The 20,711-nt window shown below is 59.6% G+C and carries 18 protein-coding genes and 2 pseudogenes; 6 read left to right on the forward strand and 14 right to left on the reverse strand.

Annotated features, from left to right (window positions below; translation table 11 throughout):
• Positions 1-45 precede the first annotated feature (45 nt).
• Positions 46-633, forward strand: coding sequence for a cytochrome b (locus tag WH50_RS12985; protein WP_110187695.1), 588 nt, complete (start codon positions 46-48; stop codon positions 631-633).
• Between the two features lie 141 nt (positions 634-774).
• Here the strand turns inward: WH50_RS12985 and WH50_RS12990 are convergent, their stop codons facing one another.
• The 5 genes from WH50_RS12990 to WH50_RS13010 form a co-directional block, all read right to left on the reverse strand.
• On the reverse strand, positions 775-1,857 hold the full coding sequence (locus WH50_RS12990; protein ID WP_110187696.1) for a quaternary amine ABC transporter ATP-binding protein: 1,083 nt from the start codon (positions 1,855-1,857) through the stop codon (positions 775-777).
• Positions 1,850-2,740, reverse strand: coding sequence for an ABC transporter permease (locus WH50_RS12995; RefSeq protein WP_110187697.1), 891 nt, complete (start codon positions 2,738-2,740; stop codon positions 1,850-1,852). Before WH50_RS12995 ends, WH50_RS12990 begins: the two co-directional genes overlap by 8 nt.
• A 123-nt stretch (positions 2,741-2,863) precedes the next feature.
• The gene (locus tag WH50_RS13000) at positions 2,864-3,877 is read right to left on the reverse strand and encodes an ABC transporter substrate-binding protein (RefSeq protein WP_110187698.1); all 1,014 of its coding nucleotides are present in this window, start codon (positions 3,875-3,877) and stop codon (positions 2,864-2,866) included.
• A gap of 57 nt (positions 3,878-3,934) precedes the next feature.
• Entirely contained in the window at positions 3,935-4,801 is an 867-nt protein-coding gene (locus tag WH50_RS13005; RefSeq protein WP_110187699.1) for a pyrroline-5-carboxylate reductase family protein, read from the reverse strand.
• Positions 4,798-5,499 (reverse strand): TetR/AcrR family transcriptional regulator, encoded by a 702-nt coding sequence (locus tag WH50_RS13010; protein WP_110187700.1) that lies wholly within the window; start codon positions 5,497-5,499, stop codon positions 4,798-4,800. The genes WH50_RS13005 and WH50_RS13010 overlap by 4 nt, the downstream gene beginning before the upstream one ends.
• 204 nt (positions 5,500-5,703) lie before the next feature.
• Here WH50_RS13010 and WH50_RS13015 point away from each other — a divergent pair, with 204 nt between their 5' ends.
• From WH50_RS13015 to WH50_RS27325, 3 genes and pseudogenes are all read left to right on the forward strand, one after another.
• A complete protein-coding gene (locus WH50_RS13015) occupies positions 5,704-7,752 on the forward strand; it encodes an NADH:flavin oxidoreductase (RefSeq protein ID WP_110187701.1) in 2,049 nt (682 codons plus the stop codon).
• A 298-nt stretch (positions 7,753-8,050) separates the two neighbouring features.
• Positions 8,051-8,824, forward strand: a pseudogene (locus tag WH50_RS27320) (PAS domain-containing protein); the annotation flags it as partial.
• Between the two features lie 108 nt (positions 8,825-8,932).
• Positions 8,933-9,367: pseudogene (locus WH50_RS27325) on the forward strand (methyl-accepting chemotaxis protein); the annotation flags it as partial.
• Between the two features lie 71 nt (positions 9,368-9,438).
• Here WH50_RS27325 and fghA read toward each other — a convergent pair.
• Both fghA and WH50_RS13030 read right to left on the reverse strand, forming a co-directional pair.
• The gene (fghA, locus tag WH50_RS13025) at positions 9,439-10,281 is read right to left on the reverse strand and encodes an S-formylglutathione hydrolase (protein WP_110187703.1); all 843 of its coding nucleotides are present in this window, start codon (positions 10,279-10,281) and stop codon (positions 9,439-9,441) included.
• A 55-nt stretch (positions 10,282-10,336) separates the two neighbouring features.
• Positions 10,337-11,446, reverse strand: a complete 1,110-nt coding sequence (locus tag WH50_RS13030; RefSeq protein WP_459536958.1) for an S-(hydroxymethyl)glutathione dehydrogenase/class III alcohol dehydrogenase — start codon at positions 11,444-11,446, stop codon at positions 10,337-10,339.
• 251 nt (positions 11,447-11,697) lie between these two features.
• Between WH50_RS13030 and WH50_RS13035 the strand changes: the two genes are divergently transcribed.
• Positions 11,698-12,606: a LysR family transcriptional regulator gene (locus tag WH50_RS13035; protein ID WP_110187705.1), complete on the forward strand. Its 909-nt coding sequence runs from the start codon at positions 11,698-11,700 to the stop codon at positions 12,604-12,606.
• A 166-nt stretch (positions 12,607-12,772) separates the two neighbouring features.
• A complete protein-coding gene (locus tag WH50_RS13040; protein ID WP_110187706.1) occupies positions 12,773-14,431 on the forward strand; it encodes a methyl-accepting chemotaxis protein in 1,659 nt (552 codons plus the stop codon).
• 124 nt (positions 14,432-14,555) lie between these two features.
• On the opposite strand, the gene WH50_RS13045 is transcribed toward WH50_RS13040, so the two are convergent.
• The 7 genes from WH50_RS13045 to WH50_RS13075 all read right to left on the reverse strand — a co-directional run bounded on the left by WH50_RS13045 (position 14,556) and on the right by WH50_RS13075 (position 20,477).
• Positions 14,556-14,822: a hypothetical protein gene (locus tag WH50_RS13045; protein WP_110187707.1), complete on the reverse strand. Its 267-nt coding sequence runs from the start codon at positions 14,820-14,822 to the stop codon at positions 14,556-14,558.
• 77 nt (positions 14,823-14,899) lie between these two features.
• Positions 14,900-15,430, reverse strand: coding sequence for a sigma-70 family RNA polymerase sigma factor (locus WH50_RS13050; protein ID WP_104155910.1), 531 nt, complete (start codon positions 15,428-15,430; stop codon positions 14,900-14,902).
• Between the two features lie 324 nt (positions 15,431-15,754).
• On the reverse strand, positions 15,755-16,459 hold the full coding sequence (locus WH50_RS13055) for a glutamine amidotransferase-related protein (RefSeq protein WP_110187708.1): 705 nt from the start codon (positions 16,457-16,459) through the stop codon (positions 15,755-15,757).
• A gap of 68 nt (positions 16,460-16,527) precedes the next feature.
• Positions 16,528-17,703 (reverse strand): iron-containing alcohol dehydrogenase, encoded by a 1,176-nt coding sequence (locus tag WH50_RS13060; RefSeq protein ID WP_207780298.1) that lies wholly within the window; start codon positions 17,701-17,703, stop codon positions 16,528-16,530.
• A gap of 10 nt (positions 17,704-17,713) precedes the next feature.
• Positions 17,714-19,102, reverse strand: coding sequence for an aldehyde dehydrogenase family protein (locus WH50_RS13065; protein ID WP_110187709.1), 1,389 nt, complete (start codon positions 19,100-19,102; stop codon positions 17,714-17,716).
• A 90-nt stretch (positions 19,103-19,192) separates the two neighbouring features.
• The gene (locus tag WH50_RS13070; protein WP_110187710.1) at positions 19,193-19,900 is read right to left on the reverse strand and encodes a CTP synthase C-terminal region-related (seleno)protein; all 708 of its coding nucleotides are present in this window, start codon (positions 19,898-19,900) and stop codon (positions 19,193-19,195) included.
• Positions 19,901-20,132: 232 nt separating this feature from the next.
• A complete protein-coding gene (locus WH50_RS13075; protein ID WP_110187711.1) occupies positions 20,133-20,477 on the reverse strand; it encodes an antibiotic biosynthesis monooxygenase family protein in 345 nt (114 codons plus the stop codon).
• Positions 20,478-20,711: the final 234 nt, after the last annotated feature.

Consider the following 20,711-nt stretch of genomic DNA (forward strand, 5'->3'; position numbering starts at 1 on the left):
GGTATTCGGCAACGCAGATAGTTTTCACATCAAAGGACGATCACGATGAACACAACCTTAGCCCCACTCAAACCCACTGACCGTTTCGGCGGTTTTGCCCAGCTGTTGCACTGGCTGACGGCCATTCTGGTACTGGCCGCCTTCAGCACCGGTCTGGGTGGTCCGGAACAGCACGTCTATGCCGCCAGTCGCGACTTTGACCGGCAACTGCATGAAACCCTGGGCATGGCGGTGTTTGTGCTGGCCATTATCCGGGTGATCTGGATGCGTCTGGACAGCCGCCCTGCGCAACAGGCGGTCTCACGTCTGCTGCATATCGGCGCCAAGTCCGTGCAGGGGCTGCTTTACCTGTTGCTGTTCGCGGTGCCGATGACGGCCATCGCCGGTGCCTGGCTGGGCAATCACCCGATCATCCTGCTTGGAGGCGTGGAGCTGCCCGCACTGTTTGGCGACGCCCACGATCTGGGTCAGAGCATTGCGGAGATTCATACCTGGCTGGGGGATGCCATTCTGTGGCTGGCCGGGCTGCACGCCGTGGCGGCTATCTATCACCATGTGATCCTGCAGGATCAGGTGCTGGAAACCATGCTGCCCCGCTGGCTGAAAGTATGGCGCCCGGGCAACCGGCAGTAGTGGGGAGATTCAGAAAAAACTGACGCCGGATGGGTCAGCGTCAGCAGGTTAACGGGTCAACAAGCAGACGGCAGCTTCCTGCTGCCGCCTTACACAGGGTGAGCAGCCTGAGCCACTCACCACGATCAGGTGAAAACGGTGTTAGCCGACGTGTTTTACCAGCGTCGGCTTGGCGGCTGGCCGGGGCGTTTCACTGCGGGAGATAGCCGCCATGATGCCCTGCATATCGACCATGCCCAGCCTGCTGCCGTTGTCATCGACGACGGCCAGCTCATAGCTCTGCGCCGCTGACAGCAGGCTCATGGCCTCTTCCAGTGTGGTCCCTGCGGTGGCGGTGACGTTCGGCGTCACGCCGGCAGACAGCGGTTGCATGATGGCTTCCACCTGCACCACCCGACCCCGGTTCACTTCTTTAACAAAGTTGGCGATGTACTCATCGGCAGGATTGAGCACGATCTCCTGACTGCTGCCCTGCTGGATCACTTCACCGTCGCGCAGAATGGCAATGCGATCCCCCAGACGCAGGGCCTCATCCAGATCGTGGGTGATAAAGACGATGGTCTTGCGGATTTCCTTCTGCAGATCCAGTAACACCGTCTGCATGTCCACCCGAATCAGCGGGTCCAGTGCCGAGTAGGCTTCATCCATCAGCAGAATCGGTGCATCGTTGGCCAGTGCCCGTGCCAGACCGACACGCTGCTGCATGCCGCCTGATAGCTGATTAGGGTAGCTGTCCTCAAAGCCCTTGAGACCGACCCGCTCGATCCAGTAGCGCGCAGCCTGCTCCTGCATGCTGCGCGGTTTGCCCTGAATCTCCAGTCCGAACACGGTGTTCTCCAGCACCGTACGGTGAGGCAGCAGGGCAAACTTCTGGAACACCATGGCGGTCTGATGACGGCGAAACTCACGCAGCGCCTGATCATCCATCTTCACTACGTCCTGACCGCCGATCAGCACCTCACCAGCGGTCGGCTCGATCAGCCGGTTGATATGACGAATCAGGGTCGATTTGCCGGAGCCGGACAGCCCCATGATGACCTGTATACCTCCGGCCGGCATGCTGATGCTGATGTCACGCAGACCCAGCACATGGCCATATTTTTCGTTCAGCTCGGTCTTGCTGATGCCCTGCTTGGCCAGCTCAACATGGCCGACCGGGTCCCTGCCGAAGACCTTGTAAAGATGGCGGATCTCAATACCCAGCCCCGGTGTTGCTTCAGCCATGGACGACCTCCAGATGTTTCTGCAGCCGCTTGCCATAGGCCTGACTGACACGGTCAAAAATAATGGCGATACCGACAATGGCCAGACCATTGAAGATACCCAGGGTGAAATACTGGTTGGCAATGGCCTTCAGCACCGGCTGCCCCAGCCCCTGCACGCCGATCATGGAGGCAATCACCACCATCGCCAGCGCCATCATGATGGTCTGGTTGATACCGGCCATGATGGTCGGCAGGGCCAGCGGCATCTGCACCTTGGTCAGGCGCTGCCAGGGTGAGGCACCGAAGGCATCGGCGGCTTCCAGCACGTCCTTATCGACCAGCCGGATACCGAGATTGGTCAGGCGGATCACCGGCGGGATGGCATAGATCACCACGGCGATCAGCCCCGGCACCTTGCCGATACCCAGCAGCATCACCACCGGAATGAGATAGACGAAGCTCGGCATGGTCTGCATCACGTCGAGAATCGGATTGACGATCTTCTGCATGCGATTGGAGCGTGCCATGGCAATACCGATGGGGATGCCGACCAGAATCGACAGCACGGTACAGACGAAGATCATCGAAATGGTCTTCATGGTGTCTTCCCACATATCGAGGAAGCCGATAGCCAGCAGAATGGCCACCGCACTGACCACAATCTTCCAGTTACGGCTGGCCAGCCAGGACACCAGCGCCACCAGACCGAGAATGATCGGCCAGGGGGTTTCGGTCATGAAGCGTTCGGCGTGCACCAGAAAGAAGTGCAGCGGATCAAAGAAAGACTCGATGGCATCACCATAGGCGCGGGTAAACGCCCTAAATCCTTCATCGATGGTTTTTTTAAGTGCTCTCAGCAGCTCGGAATCAAGATGCGGAAAGTCGGCTAACCAATTGGCCATGGTGAGGTACTCCACCCAAGCGTTCCGGGTTGGTCGGCAGGCTGCACAAGCCTGCCGGCGATACAGTGCTGGCCGTCAGCAACAGCCATGAACCTGTCACGAGCTGACGGCCCGAACGAGAAATCAGAGCGCTGATTTCACCTTCTCTGCCACTTCGGGAGAGACCCACTTGCTCCAGATATCCGGATTGTTCTTGAGGAAGTATTCCGCGCCTTCTTCACCGGTCGCCTGATTGTCAGACATCCACGCCAGCAGTTTGTTGACGGTGCTGCTCGGCCAGGTACGCGCCTGCAGATACACCATGGCATCCCCGGCGCGGTCCGCAAACCCTTTGGTGACCAGGGTTTCGACGCTGTCTACCGGCCAGTCGTTCGGCTTGGGATCGGCGCAGTCAGCAACGGTGTTGCAGCGCTTCCACTCCGCCTTGTCGAGCGGTACGCCATGGCCCAGTTTGACCATTTCGTATTTGCCCAGTAGCGCGGTCGGTGCCCAGTAGTAGCCCACCCAGCCTTCCTTGCGCTCATAGGCCTTGGCGATGGAGCCATCCAGACCTGCGGCAGAGCCGGTATCGATCAGATCGAAGCCGGCTTTCTCGGCGCCATAGGCCTTGTACAGCTGCGAGGTGACCACCGTGCCACCCCAGCCCTGCGGACCGTTGAAGATCGCGCCGTGCTTGGGATTTTCAGGAGAGGGGAACAGTTCAGGATGCTTCAGCATGTCCTGAATGGTCTTGATATCGGGATGGGCATCGGCGATGTATTTGGGAATCCACCAGCCCTGATTGCCGCCATCTGACAGCGCTTTGGAAGTGACGACCAGCTTGCCTTCGTCGAGGCCGCGTTTTACCACGTCAGGAATCAGATCAACCCAGCCTTCCGGGGCGATATCCGGCTGGCCCTTTTCGGTCATGGAAGTAATGGTGGGAACGGTGTCACCTACAATCAGCTCGGCATGGCAGCCATAACCGTTGTTGAGGATGAACTTGTCGATGTTGGCGAGCACTTCAGCGGACTGCCAGTTCATGTTGGCGATGGTGACATCACCGCACTCAGCCGCCTGGGACACGGCAGAAGCCCCCATCATTGCCATGGCCAGGCAAGTAGGGACGACAAACTGCTTCTTAACCAGTTGCTTCATATCCTGTTCCTTCGTGGCGCGGTGCGTAGCGAGGGTCAGGAAGTCAGCGGCACCGCCTCAGCTGTCTCCCTTGGTACGGGGCGCTCCCACGGGAACGCTATCGGGTGTTCTGCTGTTCATTGTTTCTGGGGTCATGTTGAAAGCGGCCTGTTCTGCCGCCTGCAGACCGTGATGGATGGCCTGCTCGAATCCTTCCTGGATCATCGTTATCAATGCCGCCGCGGTGGTGCCCTGGTAATCGAGGAATCGCTGCGCAACGCGGGCCGGTCCCTCATTCTGCCCAGCCAGCAGCGGGCTTGCCCCGACCAGAACGCCCTCTACTGCTCTGTTTACGACATGCGCCGGCAGTCCTCTTGACAGTGCATGCTCACTCATGGCGCGTCCGAGCAGGGCCGGAAAGGCCGGTCCTGATCCGGATAAACCGGTCAGATAGTGCAGATGATCTTCCTCTTCCAGCTCATCCTCGCTGCCCCAGGTCGACAACATACTCTGTACCCAGCGCCGTTGTGCAGCGGATACCTCTGCCGATGCCAGCCAGGGGCTGTAGGAACCTCTGATGGCAATGGCTGCGTTCGGCATGCAGCGCACCACCGCGCTGCACGCCGCATGGGCGCTCAATTCAGCCACAGAAATACCGGCCATGACAGAAATCAGCAGGGTGTTTTCAGCCCGCAGCGACAACGCAAAAAAATCCTGCGGACGCAGCGACAGAATGACGGCATCGCACTGGTTCAGCAGCTGCTGGTTATCGGTCGTCCAGTGCACCGGCTGCCCGCTGATCAGCGGCTGTGCTGGCAGCGTCCGGCCCGACAGCCACAGGGCGTCGGGCGGCAGCCAACCACTGCCGAGCATGGCCTCAGCCATGGCCCGGCCAAGCCAGCCATTGCCACCGATGATACCCAGCCGCCGGGGTTGCCAGCTCATACGCCCTGCCCTGCTTCCGCCGCAGGCTGAAAGCCATGGCGGGCGTAAAAGCGCTGCAGCTCGCGGGCTTCGGCATGGCTGCCAGTGAAAATCTGCACATAGTCGGCAATGCGCTGCATGCGGATCGCCAGCGCTTCACTGGTCTTCATTGAGATATAGCCGATCTGCGTCAGGTAGACGGTGCGGGCGCGCACATCGGCGGCCAGTGCATCCATACCGAAGCGTTCAAACATCTGCCGCAGGGCGGCCAGCCGTGCTTCATCGGCAGCCGCCACCTGCGCTGCCACCTCGGGTGACTGCAGCGCCCAGGAGCGCACAGCAAATTCAAACTGAGCATCGAACAGCTGCGGGTCGAGCCAGCAGTCGAACACATTGAGGACGGCCTCGGCGACGCTCTCGGCATAGGCCTGGGTCTGGCCGATCAGATTGTCAGTATTACGCTGCCGCCACTGCGCCAGCAGGCCGGTCAGCAGGGCATCCCGGTCCTTGAAAAACCAGTAGAAGCTGGTGCGTGACAGGTTGAGTTTCTTGGCCAGCGGCATGATGCGTACCGCGTCGATACCGGCCTCGATCAGGCTATCGTAGGCCGCCTGCAACCACAGCTCCGCCGAGCCACGCCAGCCACTGTCGGGCAGTGCGCTGGCCGTCGCAGTGGCGCTACTGGCGGCGGCAGTATCGGGGTTATCCAGTTCAGGCATGAAGGTCGTTCTCGTTGTGGTGTCAGCATCGCCGAAGGCGTGCTCACTCTTTCTGGAGTCATGTTGACAGGGGGAAATGTACATCGGTGTTTTTATCAAGTACACCCATGAACATAAAATTGACACGTGTGTACATAGTGCTCTAGCGTTAATCACCACCCCATTCTGGTTATCGCGGAATAGTGACATTGAGGAGCGCCGACGATGTCCAACGATCCCCTGCTGCAGCCCTATCAGCTCAGGCACCTGCGCTTGCGCAACCGCATCATGATTACCTCCCATGAACCGGCTTACCCCGATGACGGCATGCCGAAAGAGCGCTACCGCGCCTACCATGTGGAGCGCGCCAAAGCCGGGGTCGCCCTGACCATGACGGCAGGTTCGGCGGCGATCTCCCGCGACAGCCCACCAGCCTTCAACAACATCCTCGCTTACAAGGATGAGGTCGTTCCCTGGCTCAGGGCGCTGACCGATGAATGCCATGAGCACGGTGCCGCGGTCATGATCCAGCTGACCCATCTGGGCCGCCGCACCCGCTGGGACAAAGGTGACTGGCTGCCGGTGGTATCGCCGTCACACAAACGCGAACCGGCTCACCGTGCCTTTCCCAAACGGCTGGAAGACTGGGACATCCAGCGCATCATCAGCGACTACGCCGATGCCGCCGAGCGGATGCATGCCGCCGGGCTGGACGGAATCGAGCTGGAAGCCTATGGCCACCTGATGGATCAGTTCTGGTCACCGCTGACCAACACCCTCGACGCGCCCTACGGCGGCGATCTCGACAACCGCCTGCGCTTCACCTTCGACGTGCTCAGGGCGATCCGCCAGCGGGTGGGCAGTGAGTTTATTGTCGGCGTGCGCTACGTGGCCGATGAAATGCTGGCAGGCGGGCTGAGCCGGGATGACGGGCTGGCCATCTCCAGGCGCCTGAAAGACAGCGGCATGGTCGACTTCCTCAATGTGATCCGCGGCCATATCGACACCGATGCCGGTCTCACCGATGTCATCCCCATTCAGGGCATGCGCAACTCGCCCCATCTGGACTTTGCTGGCGACATCCGCAGCGCCACTGACTTCCCCACCTTTCATGCGGCCAGGATTGCCGATGTCGCCACTGCCCGCTATGCCATCGCCAGCGGCAAGGTGGATATGGTCGGCATGACCCGTGCGCACATGACCGACCCCCATATCGTGCGCAAGATCATCGCCGGACAGGAAGACAGCATTCGCCCCTGTGTCGGCGCCAATTACTGCCTCGACCGCATCTATCAGGGCGGCGCGGCCTACTGCATTCACAACCCCGCCACCGGCCGCGAGCTGACCATGCCCCACGACATTGCCAAAGCCGCCACGCGCAAGCGGGTGGTGGTGGTTGGTGCTGGCCCCGGCGGGCTGGAAGCGGCGCGGGTAGCGGCCGAACGGGGCCATGAAGTGATCGTCTTTGAAGCTGCCAGCGATGCCGGTGGTCAGGTCCGGCTGACGGCACAGAGTCCGCGTCGGCATGAAATGATCAGCCTGATCGACTGGCGCCAGACGCAGTGCGAAGCACTGGGGGTACGCTTCCAGTTCAATACCTGGGCCGAAGCGGACTCGGTGCTGGCAGAGCAGCCCGATGTGGTGATCATCGCCACCGGCGGCTATCCCGATACCGAGGTAGTGGAGCACGGCAGCGAACTGGTGGTTTCGGCCTGGGATATTCTCTCCGGCGACATCAAACCCGGTCGCAACGTCCTGCTGTTCGACGATGCCGGAGACCATGCCGCGCTGCAGGCCGCCGAGGTCATTGCCAGCAGCGGCGCCCGGCTGGAAATCATGACGCCGGACCGCAGCTTTGCCCCGGAAGTGATGGGGATGAATCTGGTGCCTTATCTGCGCACCCTGCAGCAACAGCAGGTGACCTTCACCGTCACCTATCGTCTGCAGCAGGTATACCGCGAAGGCAACCAGCTGGCCGCCCTGATCGACAGTGATTACAACGACGGCCAGCGTGACTTCAGCCAGACCCGGCTGGTGGATCAGGTGGTGGTCAACCACGGCACTCTGCCGCTGGACGAGCTGTATTTCGAGCTGCAGCCGCTATCGAGCAATCGTGGCGAAGTCGACTACGGCCAGCTGATTGCCGGTCAGCCACAGACACGGCTGCCCAATACCGAAGGGCAGTTCCAGCTGTTCCGCATCGGTGATGCGGTGTCGGCGCGCAATACCCATGCGGCCATCTACGATGCCCTGCGACTGGTCAAAGACCTGTAGCTCACGCTGTGGGAGCCTGCCCCGTCAGGCTCCTGCTCCTGTCTCCCGACCTTATTCAGCTGAGCTGCATCTGCCACTGCGTATTCACTCTTGCTAAAGCCGGTATTTCCCTGAGAATCGGTACTTTCGGGGCAAACGCACCACAGCGTAGTCACCCGCATAAGCAAAACAACACACGGGATCTGACACCCGTTTCAAGGGCTACGACAGGATGTCTGGCACCGCATATTCTCTCTGGTAAGGCCGCGGAATTGGTCTATAACCTCATACTAATCAGACAGTCACAGGGGCACGGGTCATGTTTGGTTCCAAACTGAAGCAAGAAAACCAGGCGCTGCGGGAGGAGCTGCACGCGCTCAGGCAGGCCCGCGATGGTCTATATGATGAAATGATGTCAATGAACATCGACCCCAGCGGCAAGATCATCTTTGCCAATCACCATTTTGAACAGGAGCTGGGGGTCAGCCAGACCGAACTGCTCGGTCGCACGCTGTCCGATCTGGTGCCGCAGGAACATCGCCAGACCGATCACTTCAAACGCATGAATGCCGCCATCAGCGCCCGCCAGCACTGGGTCGGTGCACTGCAGTTGGGGAACCGTCACGGCGAGCAGTTCTGGTTACGGGTGATTATCCATCCGGTGGCCAGACGTCAGGGTGAACTCGACTTTTTTGTGCTGATTGCCAATAACCTGACCCGTACCATCGAAGCCTCGCAGCAGTATGAAAACCTGATCAAGGCGCTACAGCGCTCCACTGCACTGATCGAGTTTGATATGCAGGGCCACGTACTGGATGCCAACCAGCTGTTCCTCAATGCCATGGGCTATCGTCTGGAGGAGATCAAGGGCAAGCACCACCGCATATTTTGTGAGCCAGCCGTAGCCCAGTCAGCCGACTATGAAAAATTCTGGGACCGGCTGCGCCAGGGGCATTTCAGTGCCGGTCGTTTTCATCGTATCGACAAACACGGCCGTGATGTCTGGCTGGAGGCCTCCTACAACCCCATCGCTGATAGCCGTGGGCGTTTCTACAAGGTGGTGAAGTTCGCCTCGGTCATCACCGACCAGGTCCAACGTGAGAAAACCGTGGCCGATGCCGCCAATGTTGCCTATGAAACCTCTAATGCGACCGACATCAGTGCCAGGAACGGCCGCCAGGTGATGGAAGAAACTGCCGGCGTCATGCATAAACTGGCCGAGCAGATGACGACGGCCGCCAAAGGCATTGCCGATCTGGATCAGCAGTCGCAACAGATCAGCGCCATTATCCAGAGCATCAGCAGCATCGCCGCCCAGACCAACCTGCTGGCCCTCAATGCCGCCATTGAGGCCGCCCGCGCCGGCGAACAGGGCCGTGGCTTTGCCGTGGTCGCAGATGAGGTGCGCTCACTGGCATCACGCACCAGCGCCGCGACCGAGGAAATTGTCGGCGTGGTCAGCCAGAACCAGGCGCTGACCTCCAATGCCGTCGCCATCATCGAGGGCAGCAAGCAACAGGCCGAGCAGGTGCTGGAGCTGGTCAATCAGGCCGGAGTGGTGATCGAGGAAATTCAGGAAGGTGCGCAGAAAGTGGTGGCGGCGGTCTCGCAGTTCTCCAACCAGCTGTCGAAATAATCCCCACCAGTCAGACATTGACGCAATAAAAAACCGGATCTCAATTCCGGTTTTTTATTGCCTGCGGCCACTCAGCTGGCCAGCAGATGCTGATGGTGGAAGCGCAGATGCGCCTCGATATAGGTGGAAATGAAGTAGTAGGAGTGGTCGTAGCCTTCGCACAGCTGATAGTCCACTTCCACTTCGACCCGTTTGGCCACTGCCAGCAGGGCTTCGGGCTTCAGCTGCTCCTTGAGGAAGCTGTCCTCTGAGCCCTGAGAAATCTTGATGGGCAGTGCCACACCCAGTTTTTCCAGCAACAGCGTGGCATCGTACTGCTCCCATTCCTGACGCGCTTCGCCGAGATAGGCAGCGAAGGCTTTTTCGCCCCAGGGGCAGCTGCAGGGGTTGCAGATGGGTGAGAACGCCGAAATAGAGGTGTAGCGCTCGGGGTTCTTCAGACCGATGGTCAGGGCACCGTGGCCGCCCATGGAGTGACCACTGATGGCCCGCTGCTCCGTCACCGGGAAGTGTGCTTCGATCAGCTCCGGCAATTCCCTGACGATGTAATCGTACATGCGGAAATGCGCGCGCCAGGGCTCCTGGGTGGCATTCAGGTAGAAGCCTGCGCCTTGACCCAGATCGTAGGCAGCATCATCGGCCACCGCATCACCACGGGGGCTGGTATCGGGGATCACCAGAGCCATCCCCAGTTCTGCCGCCACCCGCTGGGCACCGGCTTTGGTGGAGAAGTTCTCATCGCTGCAGGTCAGCCCGGACAGCCAGTACAGCACCGGTACTTTTTTGCCCTGCGCGGTCTGTGGCGGCAGGTAGATGGAGAAGGTCATGTCGCAGGCAGTGCTCTGCGCCTGATGGCGGTAGCGTTTCTGCCAGCCTTCAAAAAGACGCTGGCTGGAGACCAGAGTGAGGGGCATGGGAATATCCTCAGGGCGATTCCCTGCCGGCGTGACCCGGCAGGGAAGAGTCAGATCAGAACAGGATGACGGAACGGATGCTCTTGCCTTCGTGCATCAGATCGAAGGCATGGTTGATGTCGTCCAGACCCATGGTGTGGGTGACGAACACATCCAGATCGAAATCGCCGTTCATATAGCGATCGACATAACCGGGCAGCTCGCTGCGGCCCTTGACGCCACCGAAGGCGGTGCCTTTCCAGGTACGGCCAGTGACCAGCTGGAACGGACGGGTGCTGATTTCCTGACCGGCACCGGCCACACCGATGATGACCGAGGTGCCCCAGCCCTTGTGGCAGCATTCCAGTGCAGAACGCATCACGTTGACGTTACCGATACATTCAAACGAGTAGTCCACACCACCGTCGGTCAGATCAACGATCACTTCCTGCACGGGGCGGTCGTAATCCTTGGGATTGACCACGTCTGTGGCGCCCAGCTGTCTGGCAATCTCGAACTTCTCGGGGTTGATGTCGATGGCGATGATGCGACCGGCTTTGGCCTGCACCGCGCCGATAATGGCGGCCAGACCGATCCCCCCCAGACCAAACACGGCCACGGTTGAACCGGGCTCTACCTTGGCGGTATTGCGCACCGCGCCCATACCGGTGGTGACGCCACAGCCCAGCAGGCAGACTTTATCCAGCGGTGCCGCCTTGTTGATTTTGGCTACGGCGATTTCCGGGACGACGGTGTATTCGCTGAAGGTAGAGGTGCCCATGTAATGCAGCAGCTGCTTACCGTTCTGTGAGAAACGGCTGGTGCCGTCCGGCATCAGGCCCTTACCCTGAGTGGCGCGGATGGCCTGACACAGGTTGGTTTTGCCACTCAGGCAGAATTTGCACTTGCCACATTCGGGGGTGTACAGGGGAATCACGTGATCGCCCACGGCAACGCTGGTCACACCCTCACCGATGGCTTCAACAATGGCACCGCCTTCGTGACCAAGAATCACCGGGAACAGACCTTCAGGGTCCGCACCTGACAGGGTGTAGGCGTCGGTATGGCAGACACCGGTAGCAACCATCTTCAGCAGCACTTCACCGGCCTTGGGCGGTGCAACCTGCACTTGCTCGATAGTCAGAGGCTTACCTGCTTCCCAGGCAACGGCGGCACGACACGTAATCATCTTTCACTCCTTGGTTGTATCACGGTGGCGCTCGGCCCGGACGCCCGTCAGCAACATCGCACTCAGGCGTCACCGACAGGGCAAGGCGAGCAGGCACTCATTCACGCGGATGAAATCAGCTTTCATCCATCAAAAGACAATGGCGCCCATTGTAGGACAGCCCGCTGCGGTGATAATCATGGCAAAATGCAAAGCATCATTACGTTGATGTAATAATCACCTCAAAATTCACAGAGTGGCCTGCAGTAATGGAAAAATGGTTTGGTCTGAACGAGTTTGTCGCGCTGGCAGAAACCGGCAGCTTTACCGCCGCGGCTGAGCGCCTCAGCACCTCCACCGCCAATATCAGCCGCCGCCTGCATGCGCTGGAGAAGCACCTCGGCTTGCGTCTGGTCGAGCGTACTACCCGCCACGTCGCCCTGACCGAACTGGGCCGTATCTACTATCAGCGTTGCCGCCCGTTGCTCGACAGCCTCGATGAAGCCCAGCGCACCCTGATTGATCTGCAACACTCGCCCAGCGGCAAACTGCGCCTGACCTGCGCGGTGGCCTATGGCGAGCGCCATATCGCGCCACTGGTTAACGACTTTGCCCAACGCTACCCCGAGCTGCAGATTGAACTGCATCTCAGTAACCGGGTGGTGGACATCATTGATGAAGGCTACGACCTTGCCATCCGCCTCGGCCATCTGCCGGAATCGTCACTGGTGGCACGGCGGCTGGCGCCACGGGATATGTACGTCTGTGCCTCACCGGATTATCTTGCCCGTTACGGCGCACCGCACAGTCTCGATGAACTGCTGCAGCACCACTGTCTGGTGGGCACGCAGGACACCTGGGCTTTTGAAGAGCAGAAACGCACCCGTCTGCTGCGGGTAGAAGGACGCATCCACTGTAATAACGGCCACGCCATTCTTGATGCGGCCCTGAAAGGGCTGGGGATCTGCCAGCTGCCGGACTTCTACGTCACCCCCTATCTGGCATCCGGCCAGCTGTGTGAACTGCTGCCGCAGTTTCGCCAGCGTGATACCGCAGTGTGGGCCGTCATGAGCTCCAACCGCTACACCTCACGCAAAGTGCGCCTGCTGGTGGACTTTCTCGATCAGGAGCTGAAAGCCCGCCTGCCTGCTGCCTATTTACAGGGCAATCAGCCCTGATCACCGCCGTTGCAGCAAACACCGATGAACATGCCATTTATTCCCATCTGCTTTAAGAAAAATGTAACAAAGCAGTGCGACCATCTCGCTCGGCAAGGGTCAGTGCACCCGCCCTCAGTACTCTCCAACGCCGCTGCGGCGTTACACCCTCCCACTGGAGAAAAGAATGTTTGCGCTCTCCTGGCGTCACAAATTCATCCTGCTGATTCTGGTTACTCTGGCCGGTCTCGCGCTGATGACTGTCAGCTCCCTGAGTGGACTGATCCAGGTTCGCGCCTCGTACAAGGATATGTTGAAGGCGACGGCCTATGAGACCACCTCCCAGCGCCTGTTGAGCGACTGGATGCGAATTGAAAACCTCAGCATCACCCTGTCGGAAGACAACCAGATTGAACTGCAGAACAACCTCAATACCCTGACCACCTCCGCCGAGCAGATGGCCGCTGCGGCCGATACCCTGCAGGACAAAGACGTCAGCGATGCCGCCGGGGAGATCCTGAAGAACGTCAACCGTTACGCCGATCTGCGTGAGAAATGGCTGGAGAACCGCAAACAGCTGGGCCTCGACACTGACCTCAGCCAGGTTGGCCCGGAGCAGAAAAAGCTCAAGGACACCATCGACGATCAGGCCACCGTGCTGGAAGCCGTCGGTGAAATGCTCGCCACCCAGATCGAGATGCAGAGTGCCTCCATCCGCAATGGCATCCTGCTGGAAGACTCCGAGCGGGCCGAAAAGGTCCACCAGTTCTCCATTTACCTGATGCTCGGCACCTCTGTGGCCGTTGCCCTGTTCCTGCTGCTGACGCTGGGCCGCATCTCCATGACCCTCAACCGCCAGCTGAAGGCCATCCGCCATCTGCTGTCACGGGTCGCAGAAGGTGACCTGACCTCTTCGGTGACCCTGAACAAAAACCGTCGTGACGAGTTCAATCAGCTGGGTGATGCCGCCAACAAGATGGTGGAAGAAGTCGCCTCGCTGATTCACCGGCTGGTGGAGGGCAACCGCGAACTGACCGAGCTGCATGACCGCCTTGATCACACCATGCACGAGCTGGGCAAAAACAGCTCGCAGGTGGAACAGCAGACCGAACAGGCCGCCTCGGCCACCCAGCAGATTTCCGTCACTGTGGGTGATGTGGCGCGCCGCACGTCTGACGTCAGCCAGGCCTCACAGGTGGCCACTGACGCTGCCCGTACCGGCTCCGATGTGATCGCTGGCAGCGTCGAGGCCATGCGTCATCTGTCGCAGCTGATCCAGAGTACACACGAACAGGTCGGTCGCCTGAGCCAGTCCAGCTCACGGGTCAACGGCATTATCGACATGATCAACGGGCTGGCCGACCAGACCAACCTGCTGGCGCTCAATGCAGCCATTGAAGCCGCCCGCGCCGGTGATGCCGGTCGGGGCTTCTCGGTAGTCGCCGATGAAGTGCGCTCACTGGCGCAGAAGACCATGTCAGCCACCACCGGCATCAGCACCATCATCGGTGAATTCACCGAGCAGACGCAGCAAATGAGCCGCCTGATGGAAGATGGTTTGCGGCTGGCGGCGGAGGGTGAACGCAGCGCTGGCAATGTGGCGGGTGCCATCGGCGACATTACTGCCGCTATCACCACCCTCAGTCAGGAAATGGAGCAGGTGGTGGTCGCGGTGGAGCAGATTTCTGCCACCACCGACGATATCGCCGCCAAGATGGAACACATCAACCATCACACCAACGCCACCAAGTCCCTGCGCCTGAGTCTGGACCAGCACACCCGTCGTCTGGCCGAACAGACCGAAGTGCTCAACCACGCCTCGGACCACTTCCAGATCGCCATGTAACGGCAGCGGAAACGGCAATAAAAAACGGCAGGGGGTAACCTCTGCCGTTTTTTGTTTGTTCGCGGTGATGGGGTGAGGAGCGGTCTTCGCTGAAGCGCTGTCTATTATGAAAACGCGATCAGCGTCAGAGCTGTTGCCGTACCCGCTCCAGGACCCGATTGATCACTTCCATACTGCCGGGTGGCAACATCCCGGTGGCTTCCCATACGGTCAGTGCCTGATTGAACATCTGCTGCTGGCCGCTGCCCTGACGCAGCCAGTTACCCAGCCCGGCCAGTAGCACCTGATCACGGACCTCGCCCTCGGCGTCGGTCTGTTCATGGAGTTTAAGTAACCAGTCGAGGGCTTCCTGCCAGAGCTGTTCATCGCTAGGAGGGTGTTCGTTGGCCATAGAGGTTCCGGCATCTTTGTTACTGCAACCGCCGTATTTCAGCGGAATCAGGTACAGAAGGCCAGCCCCAACGACGTCTATTCCTGATTGAATAACGCCTGCCTGCAGGCGGTCAGGGCATCCTTGACCATAAAATTCACCAGCGTGGGCGAGACCTCCATCTGCTGGGCAATTTCCTTCTGGGTAAAGTCGCCAAGTCGGTACATTTCAAAGGCGCGGCGGGTGCGCTCGGGCAGGCTGGACAGGGCACGGTCCAGTGCTAACAGAGTTTGCCCCTGAATGGCCAGATGCTCGGGCGTGCTCAGACCATCGCTGATCTCATGCAGGGAGGCATCGGCCTCGTTGACGAAGTGACACTGCTCGAACTGCAGACGGCGACGGCGATCAATGGACAGATTGCGCACCACCTGGAAGGCGTAGCTGACAGGCTGACGCACGGAGCCACGCAGCTCGGTCATTTCGGTGATCTTGATATAGGCATCCTGCACCACGTCTTCGGCCCGGCGGCGACACCCGACAATGCGATTTGAGGTATCAATCAACGCATCGCGATAGTCGAGGAAAACCGCTGACCAATCCAACTCTGTGGACACTGGCTGTTCACACATGCCTCTGCTCCCTGAAAATCTGACCCAACCACCAAACAAATGAGAATCATACTCATTTAGAATATCAAATCAACGTAAACATCATGAATGTAGTGTGCCGTGGCGTGAATCAGACAAATAAGAACTGCAGATGTGCCTAAATATCAGGTCAGACAGCATGAAATCAGGCATATAGTTGAGCAGGATTAAGGGAAAGCCTTTAGAAGCGCAGACCGCTGACAAGCCATTCTTCAAGTGAGATGGCTGCGGTTGCCGGGGAAGGGAGAAAAGCAGCAGAGCCCGAACCATAACCGGCCCGGGCTCTGTCTGAATATAAGCCGTGGTTTACTCGCCGCGCAGGAACTGCACGATCCAGCGCAGGACCAGCCGGTCATCCAGCGCAGCATTGAGTGATGCCATGCCTTCGCGCACACGATTTTCAGGGATGATGCCCTTGCGCATCTGCATCAGGTCAGCCGAATACGCCTTGCTGAATTCCGGATGCCCCTGAATGCTCATCAGGTGGTCGCCGTACTGCACCATGTAATAGGGGCAGAAACTGCTGCTGGCCAGCACCTGCGCATTATCGGGCAGCCCCACCACCTGATCCTGATGGCTGACGATCAGATCCATGGCCGGCTGCCAGGGTGACATCCAGGGCTGCTCGGCATGCAGCTGGTTGAAGGACACGCCCACGCCCCAGCCCTTCTCCGATTTGATCACCTGCCCTCCCAGCGCCTTAGCCATCAGCTGGTGGCCGAAGCAGATGCCGACCAGCCGCTTGTTGGCTTCATACAGCTGCCGCACCAGATGCTCCAGATCAGCGATCCAGTCAAAGCCGTCATTGACGCCATGACGGCTGCCGGTAGTGATATAGGCATCACACTCATCGGGATGAGCGGGCAGTTCGCCCTCCATCGCCCGATAGGTCTGAAACGTCAGAGCAGGGTCCTGTTCACGCAGCAAAGCCATGAACATCTCTGGATAATTACCGTGACGCGGCTGCAACTTTTCGTTGACGTCGTCACATTGCAGAATGCCGATTTTCATCGGTATACCTCCCGCCTGGCAGAGCAACGCTTGACCCTGCTGCCCTGCACTTTCTGGATAGCTCGAAACTACAGCTCGCCGCGTACCGCCCGGGCGGCGATAACGCTGTATTGCGCGGCACTGAATGCAATCGGGTTAGAACCGGCAGAAGGATCCACCGCCGCCATTTCCCCGACCTTTTCCAGTCTCGACTCATCGATACCGATCTCGGCCAGGGTATGGGGAATACCCAGACTCTGACGCAGCTCCAGCACCCACTCCAGCACACCGGCAAAACCAGCGGTGGGCAGGTTCAGATAGCGGGCCATGCGCTCCATGCGCTCTTCGATCACTTCGCGGTTGGCCACCAGCACGTAGGGCATCAGTACCGCGTTCAGCAGGCCGTGGTGCGCGTCATACAGCGCCCCCAACGGATGCGCCAGCGCATGCATGGCCCCCAGCCCACGCTGGAAAGCGGTAGCACCCATGCTGGAAGACACCAGCATCTGCAGACGTGCCTCAACGTCCTGACCATCGGCCACGGCGCGTGGCAGGTATTCCTTGACCAGACGCATGCCTTCCAGCGCGATGCCTTCCGCCATCGGGTGGAAGTACGGCGAGCAGTAGGCTTCCAGACTGTGCGACAGCGCATCCATACCGGTCGCGGCCGTGATTTTGGCCGGCAGGCCGAGGGTCAGCTGCGGATCAAGAATGACGATGGCAGGCAGCATACGGGCATGGAAAATGATCTTCTTCACATGCTGTTCACTGTCCGTGATGACCGAGGCACGGCCGACTTCCGAACCGGTTCCGGCAGTGGTCGGCACCGCGACCACCGGCGCCATGGCGGCCACGTTGACGCGCAGGTAGTTGTCACCCACGTCTTCAAAATCCCACAGCGGACGATCCTGCCCGACCATCAGGGCAATTGCCTTGGCAGCATCCAGCGCCGAGCCACCGCCCAGTGCAATCACACCGTCATAGCCACCCTGTTTGAACGCGGCTACCCCGGCGCTGACGTTCTCGCCGGTCGGGTTGCCTTTGACCTCGCTGAACAGCCCGGCGGGCAGGCCGTCCTGTTGCAGCATGGTCTGAATCTCCGTCAGCATCGGCAGCGCTGCCAGACCGGGGTCAGTCACCAGCAACGGCTTGCTCATGCCCAGCTGGCGGCAGGCGGCCGCCAGCTCCCTGATACGCCCTACCCCGACCTTGACCGCCGTGGGATAGTTCCAGTTCATGGTGTATTGAGACAGATCTGCGCTCATCACTGACACCTCAGATGGTCGTCTTGATATGGAAGGATTTGGGACGGGTCAGGGACTCGTAGCCGACTTTCGACAGGCTGCAGCCACGACCGGAATTCTTGACGCCGGTCCAGGCCAGTGCCGGGTCCAGATAGTCACAGCGGTTGATAAAGAAGGTGCCGGTGTTGACCTGCTCACCCAGCGCGATACCGGTCTCGATATCACTGGTGAAAATCACCGCGGTCAGCCCCAGATCGCTGTCGTTCATCAGCGCCAGCGCTTCTTCATCACTGCTGACTTTCTGGATACCCACGACCGGGCCGAACGACTCTTCGGTCATCACCCGCATGCTGTGGTTCACATCGGTCAGTACCTGTGGCGCCAGATAGGGCGTGCCGGGCTGATCCAGCGGGAACAAGGCCGGGTCGATGCGGGCGACGGCGCCCTGAGCGACGGCTTCACGAATCTGTTCGCGAACAAACTCCGCGGCACTGGCCTTAACCACAGGCCCAAGGGTGGTCTGCGGATCGTCGGAACGGCCGAGAGTGTAGGTTTTGACCATCGCCACAGCCTTTTCGACAAACTCGTCGTACACCGCTTCGTGCACGTAGATGCGTTCGATACCGCAGCAGGACTGGCCGGAGTTGAAGAAGGCGCCATCGATGGCAGTATCCACCGCATGGGCAATATCGGCATCCGCGCGGACATAGGCCGGGTCTTTGCCCCCCAGCTCCAGCCCGACCGGAATAAACCGTCCCGCCGCGGCCTGTTCGACCATGGCCCCGCCGGGCACCGAGCCGGTGAAGGCCACGTAGTTAACCTCAGGCGCTTTGATCAGTGCTTCGGTATCGGCGTGATTCAGATGCAGATACTGGAATACCCCTGGCGGCAGGCCCGCTTCGGTAAACGCAGCCACCAGCCGTTCTGCACACAGCGGTGTCTGCGCCGAATGTTTGATGATGACGCTGTTACCAGCAAGGATCGCCGGCACCACCGAGTTGATGGCTGTCAGATAGGGGTAGTTCCACGGCGCAATGATCAGTGCCACCCCCAGCGGCTCCCGCTTGATATAGCGCTGGAAACCGGGCTTGTCGCCGACGTCCACCGGCTTCAGCGCCTCATCGGCAATGCTGATCATGTAGCTGGCGCGCTCAACCACGCCGTTGACCTCACCCGCGCCATAGCGAATGGGGCGCCCCATCATCCAGCTCAGCTCTTCAGCGATCTTGTCCTTATGGGCAGCAAAGCACTCGATGGCCGCAGCACAGAGGGCCTTGCGTTCGCTGAGCGGTACCTTTTTCCAGCTGGCCTGGGCAGCGACAGCGGCTGCCAGTGTGGCCTGCACCTGAGCAGCGCTGGCATAGGGCCGCTCCACATAGACGCTGCCGTCAATCGGGCTGATGGTCTTCAGGGTGGTCATAAATCCTCCACGGTAGCCTGTGAACAGGCTGATTGGGTCATAGCGGAATAGAGCACGTGGCTGGGTGCAGCGCCTCAGCGCCGCATCGCGTCAGGCCACTCGGCGCGGCTGCCCGACGGCCTGCAATAACCCCAGCAAGGGCGGTGGCAACACGCCCTGCAAGGCCAGTCGTTCAGGCTGGAACAGCGTCATACAAAAGAATGGCTGGTCAGTCAGCTCCAGCGCCCGTACTTCACCGGCACTGTCGCGGGCTGCTACCTGCATCCCGGCTGCCAGCAGCGCGTCCAGACAGTCCGGGTTAAGACCAAAGCGGCAGTGATAACCCGCCTCGGCACGATCACTGCCATACAGTTCAGCCAGCCGGCTGCCGGGTTGCAGACTGACCTGCTCATTCACGCCCACCAGCGAGCAGCTCAGCGGCGTGACCAGTAACCGTTCCGCATCCGGTGCGGTTTCAGCATGATCCGCCTGCTGCCAGCCCAGCACATTGCGGGCAAACTCGATCACTGCATGCTGAAAGCCACCGCAGGTGCCAAGAAAAGGCTTGCCCTGCTCACGGGCAAAACGAATGGCCAGCAATGCGCCATCCATGCTGCGATAAGGGCTGCCCGGCACACACCAGATGGCGTCGAAGGCGCGCAGTGGTTCCTCATCGGTCAGACTGTCGGTGGCCAGCCACTGTGCCTCAATGGCGGCGTGCAGTGCGCTCTCCGCCAGCTCAACCGCTTTGACGATGCCCTGATGGGCGGTGATACCGGGATCAAAATCCCCCACCAACGCCAGCCTGATATTGTTCACTGCACTTTCCTCCGTTCTGCCATGCGATTCACACTGCCTGTATCCGTTACGCCTGATATCACTGCTGGTTCTGACTCTGTGCCAGAGCCTGATCAGGCTCTAACAGGCTGTTGAAAATCGTTATCGAGGCCGCCGAGACAAGGAAAAAACAGGCGAAAAAGCGGAGTTTAGTGAGCTAAATGAGCATTTTGAGCCTGTTTTTGACGCGGTATTCGGCAACGCAGATAGATTTTCAACAGCCTGCTAAGCCACCGTCACGTTCTAATCCATAATCACGCTCAACCAGCGCGATACGGGTCTTGAAGGCGCTGTACCAGTCCAGCCGGCCACGGCACTGGGCTTCGCGATGATCCACCTGCTGTTTCCAGTGGCGAATCGCCTCCAGATCTCGCCAGTAGGAGACGGTGATCCCCAGCCCCTCACGAGCTGACTCCACACCGAGAAAGCCCGGCTGCTGTTCGGCCAGTACCACCATGGCATCCGCCGTCTCGCCGTAGCCATCGTCCACATCGGTACGCAGCGAGGTGAAGATCACCGCGTAGTAGGGAGGTTTGGGGGTAGCCGCAATGGTCATCATGTTCTCTCAGTGAATAAGACCGTCTTAACGATCTGACAGGGGATAAAAATCCATCTGCGTTGCCGCGGATAAGGCGCGGCCACTAGCAGGCTGTTGAAAAACGTTATCGAGGCCGCCGAGACAAGGAAATACCCCGAGGGCACAAGAAACAGGCGAAAAAGCGGAGTTTAGTGAACTAAATGAGCATTTTGAGCCTGTTTTTGACGCGGTATTCGGCAACGCAGATAGATTTTA

The sequence above is a fragment of the Pokkaliibacter plantistimulans genome, assembly GCF_003194385.1.
Taxonomy (GTDB): domain Bacteria; phylum Pseudomonadota; class Gammaproteobacteria; order Pseudomonadales; family Balneatricaceae; genus Pokkaliibacter; species Pokkaliibacter plantistimulans.